The sequence below is a fragment of the Psychroserpens sp. genome (assembly GCF_036960315.1).
Lineage (GTDB): Bacteria > Bacteroidota > Bacteroidia > Flavobacteriales > Flavobacteriaceae > Psychroserpens.
In genome coordinates this window covers 461,408-485,399 of the sequence record NZ_JBALVR010000001.1, presented here as the reverse complement: position 1 = coordinate 485,399, position 23,992 = coordinate 461,408, and the positions used below count along the sequence as shown (strand labels likewise).

General features: G+C 34.6%; 18 protein-coding genes and 1 tRNA gene. 10 read left to right on the top strand and 9 right to left on the bottom strand.

Annotation, left to right across the window (positions count from 1 at the left end; genetic code table 11):
* Window positions 1–12: 12 nt before the first annotated feature.
* Window positions 13–2,241 (bottom strand): S9 family peptidase, encoded by a 2,229-nt coding sequence (locus V7719_RS02120; protein ID WP_335728205.1) that lies wholly within the window; start codon window positions 2,239–2,241, stop codon window positions 13–15.
* A gap of 178 nt (window positions 2,242–2,419) precedes the next feature.
* On the opposite strand from V7719_RS02120, the gene V7719_RS02115 reads away from it, so the two are divergent.
* Window positions 2,420–3,724 (top strand): hydroxymethylglutaryl-CoA reductase, degradative, encoded by a 1,305-nt coding sequence (locus tag V7719_RS02115; RefSeq protein ID WP_335728204.1) that lies wholly within the window; start codon window positions 2,420–2,422, stop codon window positions 3,722–3,724.
* Window positions 3,725–4,681, top strand: coding sequence for a GYDIA family GHMP kinase (locus tag V7719_RS02110; RefSeq protein ID WP_335728203.1), 957 nt, complete (start codon window positions 3,725–3,727; stop codon window positions 4,679–4,681).
* 104 nt (window positions 4,682–4,785) lie between these two features.
* Here V7719_RS02110 and V7719_RS02105 read toward each other — a convergent pair whose 3' ends face one another.
* The 7 genes from V7719_RS02105 to V7719_RS02075 form a co-directional block, all read right to left on the bottom strand.
* The gene (locus tag V7719_RS02105; protein ID WP_335728202.1) at window positions 4,786–6,939 is read right to left on the bottom strand and encodes a peptidylprolyl isomerase; all 2,154 of its coding nucleotides are present in this window, start codon (window positions 6,937–6,939) and stop codon (window positions 4,786–4,788) included.
* 211 nt (window positions 6,940–7,150) lie between these two features.
* Window positions 7,151–8,440 (bottom strand): hemolysin family protein, encoded by a 1,290-nt coding sequence (locus V7719_RS02100; RefSeq protein WP_335728201.1) that lies wholly within the window; start codon window positions 8,438–8,440, stop codon window positions 7,151–7,153.
* Window positions 8,441–8,443: 3 nt separating this feature from the next.
* Window positions 8,444–8,635, bottom strand: a complete 192-nt coding sequence (locus V7719_RS02095) for a hypothetical protein (protein ID WP_335728200.1) — start codon at window positions 8,633–8,635, stop codon at window positions 8,444–8,446.
* Window positions 8,636–8,696: 61 nt separating this feature from the next.
* The gene (lptC, locus tag V7719_RS02090; protein WP_335728199.1) at window positions 8,697–9,266 is read right to left on the bottom strand and encodes an LPS export ABC transporter periplasmic protein LptC; all 570 of its coding nucleotides are present in this window, start codon (window positions 9,264–9,266) and stop codon (window positions 8,697–8,699) included.
* The gene (locus tag V7719_RS02085) at window positions 9,267–10,649 is read right to left on the bottom strand and encodes a tetratricopeptide repeat protein (RefSeq protein WP_335728198.1); all 1,383 of its coding nucleotides are present in this window, start codon (window positions 10,647–10,649) and stop codon (window positions 9,267–9,269) included.
* Window positions 10,650–10,665: 16 nt separating this feature from the next.
* The gene (locus V7719_RS02080; protein WP_335728197.1) at window positions 10,666–11,970 is read right to left on the bottom strand and encodes a hypothetical protein; all 1,305 of its coding nucleotides are present in this window, start codon (window positions 11,968–11,970) and stop codon (window positions 10,666–10,668) included.
* The gene (locus V7719_RS02075; RefSeq protein WP_335728196.1) at window positions 11,970–12,698 is read right to left on the bottom strand and encodes a type III pantothenate kinase; all 729 of its coding nucleotides are present in this window, start codon (window positions 12,696–12,698) and stop codon (window positions 11,970–11,972) included. Before V7719_RS02075 ends, V7719_RS02080 begins: the two co-directional genes overlap by 1 nt.
* 190 nt (window positions 12,699–12,888) lie before the next feature.
* Here V7719_RS02075 and V7719_RS02070 point away from each other — a divergent pair.
* Both V7719_RS02070 and V7719_RS02065 read left to right on the top strand, forming a co-directional pair.
* Window positions 12,889–12,964 (top strand) — tRNA-Phe (locus V7719_RS02070).
* A 255-nt stretch (window positions 12,965–13,219) separates the two neighbouring features.
* The gene (locus tag V7719_RS02065; RefSeq protein ID WP_335728195.1) at window positions 13,220–14,401 is read left to right on the top strand and encodes a serine hydrolase domain-containing protein; all 1,182 of its coding nucleotides are present in this window, start codon (window positions 13,220–13,222) and stop codon (window positions 14,399–14,401) included.
* A 677-nt stretch (window positions 14,402–15,078) separates the two neighbouring features.
* On the opposite strand, the gene V7719_RS02060 is transcribed toward V7719_RS02065, so the two are convergent.
* Window positions 15,079–15,267: a glycoside hydrolase family 3 C-terminal domain-containing protein gene (locus tag V7719_RS02060; protein WP_335728194.1), complete on the bottom strand. Its 189-nt coding sequence runs from the start codon at window positions 15,265–15,267 to the stop codon at window positions 15,079–15,081.
* A gap of 265 nt (window positions 15,268–15,532) precedes the next feature.
* Here V7719_RS02060 and ilvD point away from each other — a divergent pair, with 265 nt between their 5' ends.
* Genes ilvD through V7719_RS02030 form a run of 6 tightly spaced genes read left to right on the top strand, consistent with a single transcriptional unit; the run spans window position 15,533 to window position 23,876 of the window.
* Entirely contained in the window at window positions 15,533–17,212 is a 1,680-nt protein-coding gene (ilvD, locus tag V7719_RS02055; protein WP_335728193.1) for a dihydroxy-acid dehydratase, read from the top strand.
* A gap of 12 nt (window positions 17,213–17,224) precedes the next feature.
* Window positions 17,225–18,961, top strand: a complete 1,737-nt coding sequence (gene ilvB / locus V7719_RS02050; RefSeq protein ID WP_335728192.1) for a biosynthetic-type acetolactate synthase large subunit — start codon at window positions 17,225–17,227, stop codon at window positions 18,959–18,961.
* Window positions 18,962–18,976: 15 nt separating this feature from the next.
* Window positions 18,977–19,507: an acetolactate synthase small subunit gene (gene ilvN / locus V7719_RS02045; RefSeq protein WP_335728191.1), complete on the top strand. Its 531-nt coding sequence runs from the start codon at window positions 18,977–18,979 to the stop codon at window positions 19,505–19,507.
* Between the two features lie 11 nt (window positions 19,508–19,518).
* Entirely contained in the window at window positions 19,519–21,018 is a 1,500-nt protein-coding gene (ilvC, locus tag V7719_RS02040; RefSeq protein ID WP_335728190.1) for a ketol-acid reductoisomerase, read from the top strand.
* A 2-nt stretch (window positions 21,019–21,020) separates the two neighbouring features.
* Window positions 21,021–22,286 (top strand): threonine ammonia-lyase IlvA, encoded by a 1,266-nt coding sequence (gene ilvA, locus V7719_RS02035; RefSeq protein ID WP_335728189.1) that lies wholly within the window; start codon window positions 21,021–21,023, stop codon window positions 22,284–22,286.
* Window positions 22,287–23,876 (top strand): NADP-dependent glyceraldehyde-3-phosphate dehydrogenase, encoded by a 1,590-nt coding sequence (locus V7719_RS02030; protein ID WP_335728188.1) that lies wholly within the window; start codon window positions 22,287–22,289, stop codon window positions 23,874–23,876.
* Window positions 23,877–23,992: the final 116 nt, after the last annotated feature.

Here is a 23,992-nt window from a genome sequence, read left to right as displayed (position 1 = left end):
TAGTTAGTATTTTTATCCTTTAATTTTGACTTGTTCTTCTTTCGATTCTGTATCCATTTCACGATCTTTTCCTAAGGTCTCATGAATAAATTTTGTCATTTTATTATACAAATGTAATCTTGTATTACTTCCTGCTCTAATCCCATGCTTCTTATCCGTATAAATCATTTGATCAAACTCCTTATTGGCTTGTACTAAAGCTTCATTCATGCGCATCGAATTTTGAACATGTACATTATCATCACCTGTACCATGTACTAATAAAAAATCGCCTTTTAATTTATCGACGTGATTTATTGGTGAATTTTCATCATAACCAGTTGGATTCTCTTGAGGTGTCGACATGTAACGCTCTGTGTAAATTGTATCATAAAATCTCCAACTTGTCACAGGCGCAACAGCAATAGCCATAGAAAAGGTGTCATTCCCTTTAAACAAAGCATTACTACTCATAAATCCACCGTAACTCCAACCCCAAATCCCAACATTATTTTCATCAATGTACGGTAATTTTGCCAATTGCTTTGCAGCAGCAATTTGATCTTCTACTTCATATTTACCTAATTCATTTTGGGTGACTTTTTTGAAATCGGCACCTTTAAACCCCGTTCCTCTGCCATCTACACAAACTACGATATAACCTTGCTGTGCGAGGTGTTGATACCAATAATCATTTGCGCCATTCCAACTGTTAGCCACTTGTTGTGAACCTGGACCAGAATACTGATACATAAATAATGGATAGGTTTTATTCTCATCAAAATTGGCAGGTTTAATCGTCCACATGTTTAAGTCATTGCCATTAATAGTAATGGTACTAAACTCTTTTTGCGATGTTGTATAACCAGAAACTTTTTGAGACAACTTATCATTGTCTTTGATACTCTTCACCAAATCTCCAGTCTTAGAATTGTTCAATGTGTATTCTGGAGGGTTTGTAGCACTCGAAAATGTATTTATAAAGTAGGTGAAATCTGCACTAAATGCTGCCGAATTCGTTCCTGTACTTTTTGTTAAACGCTTTTTCTTTTTCCCGTTGAGTCCAATAGAGTAAACACTCCGGTTAATTGAACCATCTTCGGTTGATTGGAAGAAAATACGCTTAGACTTCTCATTATAACCATAATAATTCGTGACTTCCCAATCACCAGTCGTGACTTGATTAATCAACTTTCCGCTTTTATCATAATGGTAAATATGATTCCATCCATCATTCTCACTTGTCCAAATAAAGCTATTATCTTTCAAAAACGTAAGATTGAACGTCACATCAACATAGGCCTTATCAATTTCGGCTAATACCAACTCACCTTTTCTATTTCTAGAATCAATCATCCATACATCCAATTCATTTTGATGCCTATTCATATACTGCGCACTTAAGACATAAGGATCGTTAGTCCATTTAATTCTTGGAATATAAAAATCGTTATACCTTTTTGAAGGGCTAAATTCACTTACTGTTTCAAGATCCAAATCGAATATATGCAATGATACCATCGAATTTTTCTCTCCAGCCTTAGGATATTTAAACACTTGTTGCGTTTGATAGAGCTTCTGTCCATAAATATCCATTGAAAACTCAGGAACATTAGTCTCATCAAAACGAATAAATGCAATTTGATTGCTATCAGAATTCCATTCAAAGGCTCTAACGAAGCTAAATTCTTCTTCATAAACCCAATCAGTAATCCCATTTATGATTTCATTCTTTTCACCATCAAAAGTAACTTGGCTTGTTTTTCCCGTCGCTAAATCTTTAATATATAGGTTATTATTTAAGCCATAAGCGATTTTTGTTCCGTCTGGTGAAAATGTAGGTTCTTGTATTTTTTCTTCGGAAACTAATGATGTTTTATTTGTTTTTGTATCGAAGACAAAGTATTTCCCAAGGGAAGAACGTCTATATATAGCCTCAACATCTGTAGCTAGTAATACTTTAGATTCATCGTTACTGAACGTGTAGTCGGTAAAATTATTGATAGCATTGATATCTGCAGAATTGACAAGCGTTTTTTCCTTGTTTAGTGTTTTGTAATCGTAAATATCAATTTGAGATGTTCTGTTTTCAAAATTTAAAACTGAATACTGCTGTCCATTCTTCATCGAATGTAGCGCATCCATTCGTTCAGTTCTAAAGGTTTCATTCCAAATCTCTTCAAGGGTGATTTCCTTATTTTGTGCTGATGCTAAAGCGGTTACAAAGAAAATAAGAAGTGAGACCGATTTGAATATGTTCATGTAGTTATTTTATTGACAAAATATTGTCAAGTTTACTAAAAATAATGCAAAAAACAGTAACTATTAGGTGTTAAATATGCAATATTATGGTATGGCATAAATAATAATACCAAGAATAGTATCTTTGCATTTTGCATTCGTTAGCAGTTTCTTGTCAGCGGATTTTAAAATTTAGCAGATGAACAAAACCATTACTGGGTTTTCCAAATTATCGAAATCAGAAAAAATCGATTGGCTTGTTAACAACTATTTCAGTGACCCACAGTCGGCAAAAATCGTTATTGAGCAATACTGGAATTCCGATAAAAAGCTGCAACAGCTTCACGATGAGTTTATAGAAAACACCATTACCAATTATTATTTACCTTTTGGTGTAGCGCCTAATTTCTTAATTAATGACAAGGTGTACACGATTCCAATGGCCATTGAGGAAAGCTCTGTAGTTGCTGCGGCAAGTAAAGCCGCTAAATTCTGGTTTGATCGTGGCGGATTTAAAACTGAAGTCATCTCAACTGAAAAAATTGGACAGGTTCACTTTACATTTGATGGTAATGCTGAAGATTTAGACATCTATTTCAGTCATGTTATCAAGCAAAAGTTTTTTGACCAGTCAAAACACCTTACCACAAACATGGAAAAGCGAGGTGGAGGGATTTTAGAAATAGAGCTTAGAAATAAAACTGACGTACTTGAAAATTACTATCAATTGCATGCGACCTTTGAAACTATGGATGCGATGGGAGCCAACTTCATCAATTCCTGTTTAGAGCAATTTGCCAAAACCTTAAAACAAGAAGCCGATAAAAGCCTAACCGGGAACTTAAATATTGTCATGTCTATTCTTTCCAATTACGTGCCTAATTGTTTAGTACGAGCAGAAGTAAGTTGCAAGGTTGAACAATTAACAGAAGACACTAATATTTCGGCCCAGGAATTTGCCGAAAAATTTGTTCAAGCTGTTCGTATAGCTGAAGTTGAGCCATACAGAGCAGTCACGCACAACAAAGGCATTATGAATGGCATTGATGCTGTAGTTTTAGCTACTGGAAATGATTTTAGAGCTGTCGAGGCTGGAGTTCATGCTTACGCGTCACGAGATGGTAAATACAGTAGTTTAACACATGCTAAGATAGAGAATAACATATTTACTTTTTCAATGGAAATCCCATTAGCCTTAGGCACTGTTGGTGGATTGACAAAACTTCATCCATTAGTAAAAATGGCACTGGAATTATTAGGAGAACCTTCAGCAAAAGAATTAATGGAAATTGTAGCTGTTGCTGGATTGGCACAAAATTTTGGTGCACTTCGCTCATTAACGACTACAGGAATTCAAGAAGGTCATATGAAAATGCATTTGATGAATATCTTAAATCAATTTGAAGCGACTCCCGAAGAAAAAGTAACACTCGTTGAATACTTTAAAACCAATACGGTTACGCATAGTGCGGTTGTATCTGAAATAGAAAAACTGAGACGCTAAATGAAAAGCTTTTACAGTCACGGAAAATTATTATTAACAGGAGAATACGTCGTTCTTGATGGCGCTATTGCCTTGGCTGTACCAACAGTTTATGGACAATCATTAGATATTGAAAACGGAGAAAGTGGACAATTAAAATGGATAAGCTTAGATGAAAATGGTAACCCGTGGTTTGAAACTAAATTTGACTTACGAAATAATAAGATTCTGAAACCAATTCAGAATGACGACCCCATTTCACATCGACTATTAGAAATTTTAAATGCTGTTAAAGAACTCTATCCTGAATTTTTAAATAGTGCTGATGGGTATAAGATAACTACAGAATTAGGGTTCCCTAAAAATTGGGGACTCGGCACATCGTCCACTTTAATTAGTAATATAGCACGTTGGGCAACTATAAATCCGTATCAACTCCTTGAGGCTACTTTTGGAGGAAGCGGATATGATATTGCATGTGCAAGAGCACTTGGGAGTTTGACATATCAGTTGAGAAAACAAAACAATGAGATCCTGAATCAAATTCAGGATGACCAACAACGATCTATCAAAACTGTGGACTTCAGTCCATCATTTCATAATCATATTTACTTTGTTCATTTAAACCAAAAGCAAAATAGTCGCGAAGGAATTGCACAATACAGAGCCAACACATCAGATGTATCGTCTTCAATTTCTGCCATAAATTCTATAACCGAACGCATGATTACTTGTGATTCATTATCTGAATTTCAAAAACTGATGGAGGATCATGAACAGCTCATTTCAACAATCATAAAACAGAAACCTGTAAAGCAGTTGTTATTCAATGATTTTAATGGAAGCATAAAAAGTTTAGGTGCTTGGGGAGGCGATTTTATTATGGTAGCTTCTGATGAGAATCCAACCTCTTATTTTACATCAAAAGGGTACCATACTATCCTTTCCTATTCAGAAATGATCTTAAATCCCCAATAAAGCAATAAAATAAAACATTTAAATAGTTTCTTTTTACTTATTTGGTATAACTAAAAAAAGCTTCACAAATAGTGAAGCTTTTTTAATTCTATCTTTTATAGATACTAGTAGAATCTAGCTCTATTATCTTCGATATCTGCCGTTTCTTTTAAAGCATTATATACTTTAGTTTGCGCTGCATTAACTCTTGTTGTACTTAATCGGTTAGCGATAGCCTGATAGTTGTCTATTTTTGTTGCTTCATTGACCTTAGTCACCTGAACCATAAAGACACCTTTATTACCATCTATTAACCCCGAATTTTCACTTTCTGATAAACCAAACAAAACACCTACAACCTTAGGTTCTGAACCAGCTCCAGAAATTGTTGGGCTCTTCATGCTTACTGCAGCAGCAGTATTTGTAGGCCTACTTTGATTTTTAGAAACATCATCTACAGTTGTTCCAGTAATTTTCTCACGAATCATCTTCGCTTTCTTTTCTTTTCTAATGTCATTTAGAACAGTTGCAGAAGCATTTTCAGAACTCATTAGTCCCTTTTTAGTTTCATTAACCAATTGCACTACGGCATATCCTCCACTAGGAATTGAAAAACGTTTGTAGTCTCCAACTTTGGTTTCAGCATTAAATGCCCAACGTACCATTGTTCTTTGTGAACTTAAACCAGGAATATTCTCATCTAAAACTTTAATTCCGTTAACTGGACTAACTTTCAAATTACGTTCTTCAGCCATTGCTTGGAAACTTGCATCCTGTATTGCAATTTCAAATCTCGAAGCTTCAGTAAATATATTATCTATAGTTTCTTCAGATGCTTCAATTTTTTTAGCAATCGTAGCCACCTTAACAGCTTTTGAAGACCCTTTATGATCTAATATTTCAATAATATGAAATCCAAATTGTGTTGGTATAACATCGATATCTCCAACGTTGTTTAAGAATTCAAAATCACTAAATGGCTTTACCATTTGAGTAATTGGGTGAAAATCGTATTCCCCTCCATTTTCAATACTTCCTTCATCAGATGATAAGGCCGTTACAAATTCTGGGAACTTTGATCGATTTGCTCTTACAATTTTTAAAACACTATCTGCTGTTTTCCTAGCATCAGCTTCTGTCTGCGCATCTGCGGGAGCTCTATTTGCTCCAATGTGCGGAATTAATATGTGACGAACTTTAGCCGAATCTGGAATCTGTCTAGCAGCAACCATCTTCGTTAATTTAATTACTCCATTATCTTTATATGGACCATACACATCTCCAACATTTAAGTTGAACAAGGTATCGGCAAATGTGGCAGATAAAGCTGTTTTCTTCACAAATGAATCTGTGTAATTTTCATCAGACTCTGCTAAACCTAAATAGTTTTGAACATCTTCTGCCTTTATTTGCGCAAATGGTTTAATGGTATCATTTTGACCATTAATAAACTCTATCTTACCTTCACTAAATTTATCAAAACTAGATTTTAAATCTCCTTCATCTTTAAGACTAGGTGCTTCTTTAAATTCAACATAAACAATATCACGAGATGCTTCTACTTCAAATTTCTTTTTATTCTCGTTGATGTAAGCTGTAATATCAGATTTAGTAACATCAACTAAACTATCATTGATAGTTGAGTATGGTACTTGTACATATTTGATGTCTCTTGTTGAGTTTTCTAACAAGAAATCAACCTCCGCTTCATTTAAAGTGGCGTTAACACCTGCTTTAATCATATTGTAATATGAAGTTTCTTGAGCTCCAATAGCTATAGAATTTTCATTATTCACCCAATCGTTATAGCTTAACTGGAAATTACCAAGAAGAGCTCGATCGCCTTCGAGTGCCTTTAAGTTAGCGATATATTCTGTTAATTTATTCTCATCAAAAAGACCAGCTTCATTTTGAAATTCTGGATAAGTCGAAAAGTTTTGCTTTAACAAATCTTTCATTTGATCTTGCTCAACACTTAATCCAAGCTCTTCAAATTGCGTAGCCATTACTGCACGACGCACTTCCTGATCATAAACCCTATTCATTGCTTGGGTAGAAGTTGCATTAGGACCTAATTGTCTTTGCATGTTCTCTACTCTCGACATAAAATCGGTTTGATTGATACTTTTACCATTTACAGTTGCAACTATATCTTGTGCTCCACCAAATAGTGCATCACTATTTTTGAAGAGATCTGTTAGTACAAATGAAAATAACGCTAATGCGATGATAAGAATCAAAAACAGGGAACGTTGTCTAATTTTATTTAAAACTGCCATTTTAGTGTATAATTTATCGAATAATAAGTGGGCGAAAATACCATTTTCTATCAAATAATGAAAGGAGAATTATGATTTTATTACCGATTTATATTGGGTTTCGTCGAATGTTGGCTAAAGGTCACTGTTTAACGGGTGAATAACCTTCTAAAGTTAAATTTAAAATCTAAAATGAAGACGGCGTTGAAAGTTAAATAACTCGAACAAGAAACTAGTCTTCTTCAAGGATATGAAGAGCGACCAAATTGATTTTGGTAGAAGACACTTCAAGAATTGTAAATTTAAAAATTCCGATAAGCACTTTATCGTTTTCCTGCGGAATTTCCTCAGCCTCATGAACTATTAGTCCGCCAAGTGTTTCATAATTCTCACCTTTAGGCAGATTTATTTTGTAAGTCTCATTAATGTAATCAACTTCCAATCTTGCTGAAAACTTATAATTATTCTCATCAATCCTTTCTTCAATGAGTTCTACGTTATCGTGCTCATCTTCAATTTCACCTACTAACTCCTCTACAATATCTTCGATGGTCATAATTCCAGCAGTACCTCCATATTCGTCGATAACAACAGCCATACTTTTGCGTTTCTTAGTCAGAATGCTAAGCACATCTTTCACTAACATTGTTGCAGGCACATAAACTACAGGCTTAGCCACCGATTTAATAGATTTAGGCTTTTTAAACAGTTGAAATGAATGCACATAACCTAAGATATCGTCTATGTTTTCGTTATACACTAAGATTTTTGAGAATCCAGAATCTATAAACATGGCACTAATAGTCTTAATCGTATCATTAACCTCAACAGCAATAATTTCGGTTCTTGGCACCATAACTTCACGAGCTTTTACTTCGGAAAATTCGAGCGCATTCTGAAAAATCTGTATTTCACTATCTACCTCGTCATGTTCTTCGACCGATTCCATCTGTTCACTAATGTAATTCCCCAATTCTACTTTGGTCATCGCTAGCTGTACATCTTCGCCTTCAGTCTTAAAAAAACGTTTCAGAATCATATCAGACACCCAAATAATAAATGATGATATAAACCAAAAGAGCACATAGAAAATATAGGCTGGTAAAGCAAATATCTTTAAGAATGAATTGGCATAGATTTGAAAGAAGACCTTTGGTAGAAATTCCGCAGTAATTAGAATGACAATTGTAGAGATTATCGTTTGCGTTAGTAAATTTAAATCGTCTAGTAAGTAAGTAATAATTTGATATTGAGATGGCAACATAGAATGAAACCAATTGACCAGAACATCACCCATGACAAATCCATAAATGACCAATGCAATATTGTTACCAATAAGCATGGTCGCAATAAATTTGGATGGTTTTTCGGTAAGCCTAGTCAAGATATTTGCTAAAAAATCATCTTGCTTTTTCTCAATTTCAATATGGATTTTATTGGAAGACACGTAAGCGATTTCCATTCCAGAGAAAAATGCCGAAAGCAAGAGCATAACAATAATAATGACAATGCTTAAGTCCATTACCTACGACTTATTCTTGTTATCGAATTTATTTCTAAACTTCTTTCTGAAGAAATACATGAATATTGCTAAAGCTGCAAACACAAATGAAATGATCGCTCTATTGCCATCTTCTCCTAGATTTTCAAATCCATCATAGATAAATATAACTGCGAAAAATAGATAAACATATTGAAAAAACTGAAGTATTTTCATCTTAGTAATTAAGTATTAGGGTACAAAGATAAAGATGTTTTGGCAACTATAGCTTAACGTGCTAATCTTTTAAAATCATATCACCTCGACCTTCAAGAATCGTGTAGTTTTTAAACTTGGTGTCTGAGTCAAAAATATCTCCATGGCCATTATTTGCAGTAGCTGATTTTAAACGCACAGGCAGATTGGTAAATAACCACTCACGCTTTTGGTCATAATACAATTGTTCGGCAAATAGGCTATCTCTTTGTGGCGTAATTAAGATCACGTTGCCTTGCAAATCAATTAAATCGGTAGCATTATAGACAATGGCATAATCTGCCAATACAATGTTTTTTTGGTTGTTCTCATCATAGAGTGATAAGCGCACACCATCAGGAAATTCTGAAAACGAAAAGTCTCTGTTAGAATAATCTAGCATCTTCGGACTTTCTATATTTGCGATAACTCTACCAATAGAGTCTTCGGTTTCTGTATATTTTAAATTGATGTTTTTTGCTTCACCTATAGGTTGGTTTTGAAGTACACCAATTTTCTCAACTTCCTTTAAATCGTTTTTACATGAAAAAAACATAGTCACAGCAATTGCTGTGACTATGACTATATTAGTATGTGAACTTTTTGTTCGCATTTACAGGCTTGGAACTTTAACGCTTCCCCCTATCCAACATCCAATAGTAATAGTTGTTCCTCCATTACCTTCGGTAAAGATTTCTGCTTTTGAAGGTGCGTTAGCTCTGTATGAGTTTGCTGCTTGATTAGCCGCTCCTTTTAAATTAGGGTCTACTTTTCCAGCTTTTAAAGCCTCTTGTGCAGCATACCAGAACACCGCTCTTTTGTTAAAGTTAGAATTTCCACAGTTGTTAGCACTCTTAGCGTACATTGCTGCAATTTGTAAGTGTGGTGTCCCGTCTGATGGGTTTAATTTTAATGCTTCTCTATAGTATGTTCTTGCAGAACCATAGCTACCACGCTTTTTAAAATCGTTAGCAATTTTCTTTGCTAGTCTCGCTTTCTTAAACGGATTTGTCTGTAGTTCGTAAGATTGCTTGATATAACCATCTGCCTCTTTGTTTTTACCTTGCTTGCGCAAAATAGTTGATACAAAATATTTTGTATCTGCTGATGGTGCAGTTTTATCATAAGCTTTAACTAACTCAATGTATAAAGGATCGTCTGTACATTCCTTGTTGTACATTCTACTTACCGCTCTTTTTAACCAAGTCGCATCATTATTATACGTAGGGAAATCTTTTTTAAATAAAGGAATTAGATTTTCACAATTTGCCAAATCCCCAATATAAGTATCTAAACTTCCAGCGATCTTTTCATTAGCCACAAGCTTATCTTGATAGTACTTTTTATATCTAGCTTGTTTTTTAGCTAATATTACTCCACCTTCTTCTTTTTTGATTAGCTCATTTAATGATTTAGCATATTTTCCATTTAAGTTTTCTAATTGCTCATTAACGTCATCGTACTTATCAAATACCTTTTGTAGTTCAAAATTACCCGCTTTGAATATATCAACAGTTTTAGTGAAGTAAACATATAACCCTTTAGTACTCTTGAAATTCTCTAAATCTTCTTTATATCCTCTATCAAAAATGTTATATAAGTCCATATCAGACTTACCTAACTCTTTTTTATTGTCGTACATCATAATACCTTGCTTCTCTAGAACTTCTCCTAAAGAGTATCTTGATTCGTAGTGCTCTCTGCCTTTTTCTAAAAGAATCATGTAATCTTCTATAAAGGCTACTTTTTCTGCTCCTGAAGATTTTTTAATTTTATGAACTAAAATCTTCTCTCCATATTGATATATTGCTGCATTAAACTTCGGACATTTATTTCTTACTTTCATCCAAGGCTCATAAGCTTCGTCAAATTTTTTGCTCTTAACGTAGTCGTTCATCATTGACAAGTTAAGCATACATTCTTCATCTTGTTGTGCAAAACCGAAGTTCGCAGCCATAAATAAAGCCGCTATAATTAATGTAATTCTCGTTTTCATCTTCTTTTATTTTACGTTAGTTATATTTTAATTTCTGGAACCATCTATCGTTTAATGACAGACTCAAATTAAAGTTGAAAAAGTTTTCTTCTATCAAGTTTTGGTCTGTCGTTCCTCTTCGTCCGAACTCAAAACCAATGTTAGCATTTGAGAAAATATTCCCAACTGGTAATCCTACTCCAAAAGACATGCCAAACTCATTAATAGTTTGGTTATTAATCTCTAGACCTGTATTCTCAAAATGAAAACCAGCTCTATAGGTTACTCGTTTCCAATATTTAGAAAACGATGAATAATCTGGAACAAAGAAACCTCCAACAGACACCTTCGAGGCATTTACAAAATTAGCGTTTTCTATTGAAACAATTGGATTTGAAAACTCACTTGTGTTTTGACGTGTATATTCGGCTCCTAAAAACCACTTTTTTGGCGCTCCTATTCCTGCTCCAAAGGAAAACCTGGAAGGTAGTGTTAAATCTGTTTCAGCAAGGCCATCGCCCTCTAAATCAGCATCAAACTCATTAATTACAAATTCTTGTCCTGTTGTTTGGTTAATGATTATTGTCGCAAATGAACGTTCGTTAATAGATGATAAATCACTCTTAGGTGAATAGGTTAAACCAGCTTGAAGTTCTAATTTTTCAGAAATCATGGATTTGTATGTCAGTCCAAGATTATAACTGAGTCCGCTTAAATCAGACCGATTACTTTCCCTAGATTGGTGTTGTACAGGATCACCTTCATCATCATATAAGAACTCAATGGCACTATTTTGGATATTTCCGAAGTTATAATTAACATCAACACCAAAGCTTATTTTTTTTGTGATTTGATAACCCAAGCCAAAAAATCCTCTATTGACGCCACCTTCACCTCTATATCTGTTTTGAAGCACATCATCATCGATATCTTCTAGTTTATATCCTACTGATGTATAAGGCACTAAACCAAATCCAAAGCCGAATTTACCCATTGGTATTGAGAGCGCCAGATAATCGAAAGTCGTAGAACTCACTTTTGACTCTCCAGAATCTGCCTTTAAGTTCAAGCTACTATGACTTGCCGCCACCGAAAATTTTATAGGACGATTTTCTTCATTCCATCTCGTAAGATTAGGTCCTGCATATGCTGCTGGATTACGCAGATTAACATGAATACTATCGGTATAGATACTTAACCCACCCATACTTCTATTTTCGACTGTACCTTTAAATTTTAAACTTCCAATTCCGTAGAACGAATATGGAGAAGCAGTACCCTCTTGGCCATACGATTGCAGCGCAAAAAAAGCAATTAAAACTATTACAAGTTTTTTTATCATTATTTCGAGTTATATTCCAATATAAAATTTAAGCCTTCCAAAAGAAAATTTGAATTCGCAAATATGCTATTTTTTAATTGGTTTGACAAAAATTTGGCGTCTCCTCCTGTTAAAATAACTGTTAAATCTGAATATTCTTTAACATAATCATCAATTACACCATCAATTTCCTTTAAAACGCCAAAAACCACACCTGAATGAATTGAATTTTCTGTAGAGTTCCCCAGAATTTCTTGTGGGATTTCAGTTTCTAATAACGGTAAATTAGCAGTTAAATCATTGAGCGTTCTATATCTTAATCTAATACCTGGAGAAATAGCACCTCCTAAGTATTCGTTTTTCGTATTTATAAAATCATAGGTAATACATGTACCGGCATCTATAATAAGCACATTATTATCTGGAAATTGTTCAACTGAAGCACTCACCAAAGCGATGCGATCAACGCCCAGTGTTTTGGGTGTAGCATATAAATTTTTAAAAGGAAGTTCTAGTTTATGAGACAATTCAATCACCTTAATCTTAGTCTCTATAGCCTTAATCTGTGATTTTTCTAATTTTCCTACGGAAGAAACAATGCCTTGATTAATATCTGGATGATCTTTAAGCACCTCAAATACCAAGTTTTCAAAATTCTTAAGCTCTCCAACAACCTTCTCTATAAGCTTACTTTGTTTATAAACCGCAAACTTCACAAAGGTATTACCAACGTCAACAATTAAATTCATAAGTAATTTAAAACGTTAAAACTACAAAATGAAGCTTCAAAACAGGGTAGTAATTAACCAAAATATAACATTATTTAGATTGAAATCAATGATTTGTGATAGGAATCAAATAATAAGTTCAAATTTTTATAGTTTCTTTTTGTGAATATTAAAAATGAGTCTATATTTGCACTCGCATTTTTATGCAACTGGTGCCTTAGCTCAGTTGGTAGAGCAAAGGACTGAAAATCCTTGTGTCCCTGGTTCGATTCCTGGAGGCACCACCATCAAAAAGTCTTAAACATTTGAAAACAAATGATTTGAGGCTTTTTTGGTTTTTATAAGAGCCAAAATCAGGGACAACATAACTTAGTTTTTGCGCTCGTGTAGCTAACCTCACACCTATCTATAGATACAGATGAATTTATATTTTATATAATAAATATAAAAACATATCATAGATAAACACAGTTGTGTAATTATTCCATAGTAACAAAAAGAGTATTATGTCGTCTGATTTAAATTACCTTTAAAGATAACTAATGAAAAAAAGAAAAATATTATTATTAATTATTTTAATTCTAACGCTAGGAGTTACTTGGATTATTGAACCCCTATCTTTCAATCCGTTTAGTCAAGTCGAAATCCCTGAAGCCAAAAGTGAAATTAATTTTAATTGTGAAGAACAACATTTTGCTGTAAATAGTGAATTGGAAAGTAAAGCGAATGAAATAATTAATGAACATATGGCTTCCAATAACTTTTTGGGAGTTACTGCAGGATTGTATATAGAAAATTGCGGAACTTATATAAGTGGCGCAGGTTTTACTGATAAAAGTGATCAAAAAATAACCAAAAGCAACATGCTGGGAAGAATAGCTTCTATTACTAAACCAATGACTGCTATTGCAATTATGCAACTGTACGAAAAAGGTATGCTTGATTTAGATACACCTATTCAAACTTATGTAAAGGAATTTCCAAAAAAAGCTGAAGGGGACATCACAATAAGACATCTACTAAAGCACACTTCTGGAATTTCTCATTATTCATCAAAATGGGATGCACTTTCGTTCACACATTATACGACGTTGACAGATGCCTTAGATGCTTTTAAGGATAATGATCTTGAGTTTGAACCCGGAACTGAATTCATGTATTCTTCTTATGGATATACCGTCTTAGGGGCAATAATTGAAAAAGTATCTCAAATGAGTTATGGAGAATATATGAAAAAAAATATATGGGATATAGCGGGAATGTCGAATACAAGCCTAGAAGAATCTGGACAAGACTATAGGAACAAATCCCAACTCTATTTAAAAGTAAAATCCACATATATAAAAAGCCCAAAAACTGATTTAAGCATTATATATCCGGCAGGAGGCATTCAATCTACCGCCAAAGATTTGCTCAAATTTGGAGAGGCCGTTCTGCATAATAAGTTCATTGAAAGCGCTACTTTGGACATGATGATAAATGCAACTGATGATATGGCACCAGCCATTGGTGATGACCCGTATGGTTTTGGCTGGGCTGTATACGATGACGTAAAATATGGCAGAATCATCCAACATGGAGGTACTCAACCAGGAACTAGCTCTTTCTTTTCTATTTATTTAGACCATAAAATTGTGACTGCTGTTTTATCCAATAGTTTTGGAACTCGTCAAAACGCATTTTCTCTTTCAAGAGATATATCATATCTGGCTTTGGAAGAATAAAAATAAATTACTGACAATGTCTAAAAAGCGGCAAACGCTTTTTAGACTTACCGTTGTGCTACATTTGATGATTTACTTTATGGAAGTAAGAACTAAGAACATCGCGTGCTAATAAATCGGCTAAGAAAATTTAAAGGAGAAATATTTTAAATATGACCAGAATGGAATTAAAAATAAACACCCTTGAAAATTTAAATTAACAAGGGTGTTTACTGATTGTTTTGATTGATGTGTTATCTACAGATAACCCGTTTACTAACTGTAACGTCTTTTTGTATTCCAAGCAAATGTTTTAGTGGTATTTGTTGTGGCTGTAATTCTGTTCGTGTTTAGTGTTCTCATGATGTTAATTTTATATGGGTTGATGGTTTTACTATTAGTTTAGTTGTGACGTCTTTTCGAATTCCAAACAAAGGTTTTCGTTGTGTTTGTTGTTCCTGTAATTTTATTGTTATGTAATGTTCTCATGGTTTTAATATTTGACTGTTTATACTGTATAGACGATGGTGTTTTAATATTGTTACGGTAATTAACCCTTGTTAACAGAGTTTAACAAAACGTTAAGGAATTGGAACACCTCCTTTGAAAAAGAAAAAATGAAAGCTGAATGTCCAACAGGATATCAGATTAACTTGTTCTCGAAAAAAAATATTAAACTATTCTAGCGTTTTATTGAACTATCTCAGACTATAACCATAGTCAAACAATGGTCTAATTGATGGATCCCAAAAATTCTGCCCATACTTTCCTGTAAAACCTTCAACTGATTTAGGCCAAGAATGTGGCAACTTTCCTTTAAAATTATAATCACCAAATAACACTTCGGCAATACCATCACCTTCAGAACCTGGCAACCATGCAGCCATAAAAGCAGCGTCATTCTAAACTCTAGTTAGTTGATACAGAGTGATATTTCATAAATCTAAGCCTGTATCAAATAGATTCAGTCTTTTTTATTGAAAAATTTAAGCAATTGAACATCATATTAATACCATTCTAACTAATTAATTAACAAGCACTTAGCCACATGTCGATCCTATTGGATTTAGCTTAACAACAAAAACACTAAGAGCAAAACGTAGCACAACAAGTAATTTTAATCCTAGCAAATGATTTTGCCAAAATAAAACTATGAGCGAATTAAATAAATACAGCAAAACAGTCACACAAGATCCAACACAACCAGCTGCTCAAGCAATGCTGCATGCTATTGGGTTAACTAAAGAAGATTTTTACAAACCTATTGTAGGAATTGCAAGTACAGGTTATGAAGGTAATCCTTGCAATATGCATCTTAATGACCTTGCCAAACTGGTCAAAGAAGGCACTAAAAATGAAGACATTATTGGCTTAATCTTTAACACCATTGGTGTAAGTGATGGTATTTCTATGGGAACACCTGGGATGCGTTATTCACTTCCATCTCGTGATATTATTGCAGATTCAATGGAAACTGTAGTCCAAGCCATGAGTTATGACGGACTAATAACTGTTGTTGGCTGTGACAAGAACATGCCAGGAGCATTAATGGCCATGATTCGTTTAGATCGTCCTTCTATTTTAGTTTATGGAGGAACAATAGATTCAGGTTGTCATAACGGAAAAAAACTAGATGTGGTTTCTGCTTTTGAAGCCTGGGGAAGTAAGGTTGCAGGAACAATGACTGAAAATGAATTTCAGAATATCGTTGAAAAAGCTTGTCCCGGAGCTGGCGCTTGTGGAGGCATGTACACAGCAAATACAATGGCTTCGGCAATTGAAGCTGTAGGAATGACATTACCATTCAATTCTTCTAATCCCGCTTTGAGTGATGAAAAGAAACACGAATCTATTAGAGCTGGTGAAGCCTTAAGACTTTTACTCGAAAAAGACATTAAACCTTCAGATATCATCACCAGAAAGTCATTAGAAAACGCCATTCGCTTAGTTACCATATTAGGAGGCTCAACAAATGCTGTGTTACACTTTTTAGCTATTGCAAGAGCTGCTCAAATTGATTTCACGCTTAAAGATTTTCAAAAAATAAGTGACAATACACCGTTTCTAGCCGATTTAAAACCTAGCGGGAAATATCTCATGGAAGATGTTCACGCCGTTGGAGGAATCCCTGCAGTATTAAAATACCTTCTAAAAAAGGGCTTAATTCATGGTGACTGTTTAACCGTTACTGGCAAAACCATAGCCGAAAACTTATTGGATGTTGCCGATTTAACTGAAGGTCAAGACGTCATAAAACCAATAGAAAAACCGATTAAAATTTCTGGGCATTTAAGAATGCTCTACGGAAATTTAGCAACCGAAGGAAGCGTCGCAAAAATCACAGGAAAGGAAGGACTTAGTTTTAGAGGAAAAGCCAAAGTCTTTGAAGGTGAATATGCTGCAAATGATGGAATTCGCGATGGAGAAGTTAAGAAAGGAGATGTCGTCGTCATTCGTTATGAAGGCCCAAAAGGCGGTCCTGGAATGCCAGAAATGCTAAAACCCACTGCCGCTATTATGGGAGCAGGTTTAGGTAAAGATGTCGCTTTAATTACCGACGGAAGATTCTCAGGAGGAACACATGGTTTTGTCGTTGGACACATCACTCCAGAAGCCCAAGAAGGTGGAACTATTGCTTTAGTAAAAGATGGGGATATCATATCTATCGATGCAGAAACCAATTCTATTTCTGTTGAAGTTTCCGAATTAGAACTGCAAAAAAGATGTCAAAAATGGAAAGCACCAGAATTAAAATTTGAACGTGGTGTCCTATATAAATACGCAAAAACAGTGTCATCAGCATCAAAAGGATGTGTTACTGATGAATTTTAAAAGAAAGAGCAGATGAAAGAAACTCAAACCATACAAAATCAAACAAATAGTACGCAAACAACAGAGCGTATTTCTGGTAGTGAAGCCATTATAAAATGTTTATTAGCCGAAGGAGTTGACATCCTTTATGGCTATCCTGGAGGCGCAATCATGCCAGTTTATGACGAACTGTATAAATACCAAGATAAAATTCATCATGTCTTAACACGTCATGAACAAGGTGCAACACATTCTGCACAAGGTTATGCAAGAATTTCCGGAAAAGTTGGTGTAGCCATAGCGACATCTGGCCCAGGAGCTACCAATCTAATTACTGGTATTGCAGATGCTCAAATTGACTCAACACCAATGGTCTGTATCACTGGTCAAGTCGGCTCACATTTATTAGGAAGCGACGCCTTTCAAGAAACGGATATCGTTGGAATCTCAACCCCTGTCACCAAATGGAATCACCAAATTACAAAAGCTTCGCAAATTCCTGAGGTGTTTGCCAAGGCATTTTATATCGCTAAAAGCGGAAGACCAGGTCCAGTTTTAATTGACGTTACTAAGGATGCACAGTTTGAAGAATTTGACTTTACATATAAAAAATGTACAGGGATTAGAAGCTACAAACCAGTCCCAGAAACTGATGAAAACACTCTAAAAGCTGCTGCCGAATTAATCAATAACGCAAAGAAACCAATGGTCGTTTGGGGACAAGGCATAATTTTAAGCGAAGCTGAAGAGGAGTTTAAAGCCGTTATTGAAAAAGCTGGATTACCATCGGCTTGGACTATTTTAGGCGCTTCTGCAATTCCATCATCTCATGATTTAAATGTTGGTATGGTTGGTATGCACGGAAATTATGCGCCCAACGTATTAACTAATCAATGTGATGTTTTAATTGCCATCGGAATGCGTTTTGATGATCGTGTTACAGGAAATCTAGCCAGCTACGCAAAGCAAGCTAAAGTGGTACATTTTGAAATCGATCCTGCCGAAGTTGATAAAAACGTAAAAACGGATGTTGCTGTTTTAGGAGACGCTAAAGAACGTTTGAGTGCTTTACTGCCTTTACTAAATGAAAATTCTCATGATGAATGGCATCAAAAGTTCAAAGATTTATACAAAATTGAATACGAAAAAGTTATTAAAAATGACTTATACCCTACAAAAGAAGGTTTGACCATGGGAGAAGTATTGAAAGAAATCAATATACAAACCAAAGGTGAAGCAGCTATAGTTAGTGATGTTGGTCAGCACCAAATGATCGCCTGTCGTTATGCTGAATTCAATACAACTAAAAGTAATATTACTTCAGGTGGTTTAGGAACTATGGGGTTTGCATTACCAGCAGCAATTGGAGCAAAAATGGCAGCACCAGACAGAGAGGTTGTTATGATTGCTGGAGACGGCGGTTACCAAATGACCATACAAGAATTAGGTACTATTTTTCAGCAGAAAGTTCCTGTGAAAATTGTGGTATTGAATAATGAGTTCCTCGGAATGGTACGTCAATGGCAAGAACTATTTTTCGATAAGCGTTATGCATCAACAGAAATGGTGAACCCAGATTTTGTTGCGATTGCCAAAGGCTATCATATCGATGCAAAAAAAGTGACTAAAAGAGACGAATTAAAAGACGCAGTAAAAGACATGATTGATTGCGAAGGCCCTTATTTTTTAGAAGTTTGCGTAGAAAAGGAAGGTAATGTGTTTCCAATGATACCAACAGGAGCTAGTGTTTCAGATATGAGATTAGAGTAAATTAAAGCATAAAAAATGAGCCAAGAAAAAAACATATACACCGTTTCTATTTACACTGAAAATAACATCGGACTTCTTAATCGTATTTCGGCAATTTTTCAGCGTAGACAAATTAATATAGAGAGCTTAAACACTTCAGTTTCTGAAATTGAAGGCGTTTCAAAATTTACGATTCTAATTGAAATTTCAGAAGAACAAATTAAAAAAGTCATCGGCCAGATTGAAAAACAAGTCGAAGTTATTAAAGCCTATTATCATTCTGAGGAAGACACAATTTATCAAGAGTCGTGCTTGTTCAAAATCAAATCAGATTTGCTATTTGATGAACGTCAAATTCAGAATATTATTAAAGAAAGTAATGCTAGGATCGTCACGGTAAACAAAGACTTTTTCGTTCTTGAAAAATCAGGCAGAACGCAAGAAATAGAATTATTATACAGAAAATTAAGTGTCTTTGGTATTATGCAATTTACACGTTCAGGACGTATTGCAATCACTAGAGACGAAATGAAAATTTCAACAATGCTAGAAGCATTTCAACATTAAAAATTAAAACAATGTCAAATTATTTTAACACACTACCATTAAGAGAACAATTAGAGCAATTAGGAAAGTGTCATTTTATGGATGCTTCAGAATTTGAAGATGGTGTAAACGCACTAAAAGGAAAGAAAATCGTAATTGTAGGTTGTGGCGCACAAGGTCTTAACCAAGGCTTAAACATGAGAGATTCTGGATTAGATATTTCTTATACATTACGTCAAGCTGCAATTGATGAACAACGTGATTCTTATAAGAATGCGACAAGTAACGGTTTTAATGTTGGAACTTATGAGGAGCTAATTCCTAATGCCGACTTAGTCTTAAACTTAACACCAGACAAACAACACACAAACGTTGTGAAAACGGTAATGCCTTTAATGAAAAAAGGAGCGACATTAAGCTATTCTCATGGATTTAACATCGTAGAAGAAGGCACTAAAATTCGCGAGGATTTAACCGTAATTATGGTCGCACCAAAATGCCCAGGAACCGAAGTTCGTGAAGAATATAAACGTGGATTCGGAGTACCAACATTAATTGCTGTACATCCAGAAAATGATCCAGAAAGCAAAGGTTGGGCACAAGCGAAAGCTTATGCAGCAGCAACAGGAGGTCATAGAGCTGGTGTATTAGCATCGTCTTTTATTGCTGAAGTAAAATCGGATTTAATGGGAGAACAAACTATTCTATGTGGTTTACTACAAACAGGAGCGATTTTATCGTTTGATAAAATGGTTGAAGAAGGTATCGAACCTGGTTATGCTGCAAAATTAATTCAGTTTGGTTGGGAAACAATTACCGAAGCTTTAAAACATGGCGGAATTACAAATATGATGGATCGATTATCTAATCCATCAAAAATAAAAGCTTACCAATTATCTGAAGAATTAAAAGATATCATGCGTCCATTATTTGAAAAGCATATGGATGATATTATTTCTGGTCATTTCTCTGAAACTATGATGGAAGATTGGGCAAATGATGATGCAAACTTATTAAAATGGAGAGCAGCTACTGGTGAAACAGCTTTTGAAAAAACAACTTTAACATCAGAGCATATTAGCGAACAAGAATATTTTGATCATGGTGTATTATTAGTAGCTTTTGTAAAATCTGGAGTTGAACTAGCTTTCGAAACTATGGTAAGTGCCGGAATTATTGAAGATTCTGCTTACTATGAGTCCTTGCACGAATTACCATTAATAGCAAATACTATTGCAAGAAAGAAATTATTTGAAATGAATAGAGTCATTTCTGATACGGCAGAATATGGTTGCTACTTATTTGATCATGCGTGCAAACCCTTATTAACTGATTTTATGAAAACTGTTGACACCTCTATTATAGGAAAGTCATTTTCTGATACTAATGGTGTGGATAACATAGAATTAATTACTGTAAATGATGACATCAGAAATCATCCAATCGAAGCTGTAGGACAACGTTTACGAGCTGCTATGACAGCAATGAAGGTAATTAAAACGACAACTATTGAAGATTCGGTTTTAGCATAATTATGATAACAGACACCACATACAAGCCAACACTAAAAGCAATTGAGGCTGCTGCTGAAAAACTTAAAGGGGTTGCTTCGGTTACACCTTTAATTAGAAACGCACAGTACTCAAAACAGTTTGACGCAAATGTTTATTTTAAAAGAGAGGATTTACAAGAAGTGCGCTCTTATAAAATTCGTGGTGCTTACAATAAAATCTCATCCTTGAGTACAACTCAAATTGAAAATGAAATTGTATGTGCAAGCGCAGGAAATCATGCACAAGGTGTAGCGATTTCCTGTAAACTTTTAAAAATAAAAGGCACTATTTTTATGCCTTCACCAACACCTAATCAAAAAATTGAACAGGTAAAAATGTTTGGTGAAGATTATGTTGAAGTCGTTTTAGTTGGTGACACCTTTGATGATGCATATCATTCAGCAATTGAAGAATGTGAGCGTTTAAATAAAACATTTATTCATCCTTTTAATGACGAAAAAGTTATTGAAGGCCAAGCTACCGTAGGTTTAGAAATTATAGATCAAGCCGAAGCTCATCCTATTCATTACGTATTTGTGCCTGTTGGTGGTGGTGGACTTGCAGCAGGATTGTCGTCTGTTTTTAAAATTTTATCACCTCAAACCAAAATTATTAGTGTGGAACCAAAAGGAGCACCTTCCATGTTAACTTCTATTAGAGCAAATAAAAATACCGAATTAAAATCCATAGACAGTTTTGTAGATGGTGCTGCTGTTAAACGCGTTGGCGATTTGAATTTTGCGATTTGCAAAGAGACATTACATCGTGTTGTCACAGTAGATGAAGGCAAGATTTGTCAGACTATTTTGGATTTATATAATAAAGAAGCCATCGTTGTTGAGCCTGCTGGCGCTCTGAGTCTTTCTGCATTAGAGCAGTTTTCCGAAGAAATAAAAGGTAAAAATGTGGTATGCGTTATTAGCGGAAGCAATAACGACATTACACGTACTGCAGAAATTAAAGAACGTGCCTTACTCTATGCCAATCTTAAACATTATTTCATCATAAAATTTCCACAACGCGCAGGCGCTTTGAGAGATTTTGTAGGGGATATTTTAGGTCCATCCGATGATATCACACATTTTCAATACACTAAAAAAGCAAACCGAGAAAATGATGTTGCCGTCGTTGGTTTGCAATTAAAATCCCCAAGCGACTTACAACCTTTAATTACTAAAATGAAACTCCATAATTTTTATGGAGATTATCTTAACGATAAACCCGATTTATTTCAATTCTTAGTTTAAATGAAACATTATATGAACATTCCTGAACAGTATCAAATCAAAGAAACAGTTAACCAAAACACTTATTTAGTAGGAGGTGAACTTAAATCTTGGACTGGAGACACTTCTGAAGTTTACTCAACAATTTCTTCAACAGAAGATTACAAACCAACACTATTAGGTACTATTCCAACTCTAGGTAAAGAAGAAGCTTTAGAGGCGCTTGATGCTGCTGTAGATGCCTACAATAAAGGACAAGGCTTATGGCCAACAATGAAAGTTGTAGATCGTATCGCTTGTATGGAAAAGTTTGTAGAACAAATGAAAACTAAGCGTGAGGAAGTTGTCAAACTATTGATGTGGGAAATTGGTAAAAATTTACCAGATTCAGAAAAGGAATTCGATAGAACCGTTGAATACATCTACGACACCATTGAAGATTACAAGCAAATGGATCGTAATAGTGCAAAATTTGAAAAAAATTCTGGTGTAAATGCTCATATTAGAAGAGGACCTCTTGGTGTAGTATTGTGTTTAGGACCTTACAATTATCCGCTGAATGAAACCTTTGCGCTTTTGATTCCTGCTTTAATTATGGGGAATACAGCCGTTTTTAAACCCGCAAAATTTGGAGTATTATTACTATCACCTTTATTAGAAGCATTCCAAAACAGTTTTCCAAAAGGGGTTGTCAATATTATCTACGGAAGAGGACGAACAATAGCTACTCCAATAATGAAAGATGGTAGAGTTGATGTACTAGCATTAATTGGAAATAGTAAGTCGGCTAATGCCTTACAAAACGAACATCCAAAAAGTAATCGTTTGCGTATGGTTCTAGGCTTAGAAGCCAAGAATCCAGCGATTGTATTACAAGATGCCGATTTAGATTTAGCCATAAGTGAATGTATTGCTGGAACAACCTCCTTTAATGGACAACGTTGTACAGCACTCAAAGTACTCTATGTACACGAAGCAATTGTTGATGAGTTCAATACACGTTTTTCTAAAAAGGTAGATGCAATAAAATTTGGGAATCCTTGGGAAGATGGTGTAAAATTAACACCTCTACCAGAACCAGATAAGCCAGCATATATTCAAGAATTAATTGATGATGCCACTGAAAAAGGCGCAAAAATTATTAATTCAAAAGGTGGAGATACTACAGAAAATTATATTTTTCCTGCAGTTCTCTATCCAGTAACTAAAGACATGCGCGTTTATGAAGAAGAACAATTCGGACCAGTAATTCCAGTAATTCCGTTTTCTGATATTGAAGAACCTTTAGATGATATGGCCGCATCAAACTATGGACAACAAGTGAGTTTATTTGGTAAAGATGTCAAAACATTAGCACCATTGATTGACACTCTAGTAAATTTAGTTTGCCGCGTGAATTTAAATAGTTCTTGTCAACGTGGACCAGATGTATATCCGTTTACAGGTCGAAAAGATTCTGCCGTTGCAACTTTGAGTGTTCATGATGCATTACGTTCATTCTCAATTAGAACTTTTTTAGCATCAAAAGACAACGATTATAACAATGCTATTTTAACAGATTTATTAGACTCCAGAGCGTCAAACTTTGTAAACACTGATTATATTCTTTAAATAAAACAGCTTATAAATGAGATATATACAATTTGAAAGTCGTTTTTTTAGAAATTCATAATTCTTATAGAAAAGAATAAAATTCCTATTGTAGTTAATAATTTAATATGTAGTTT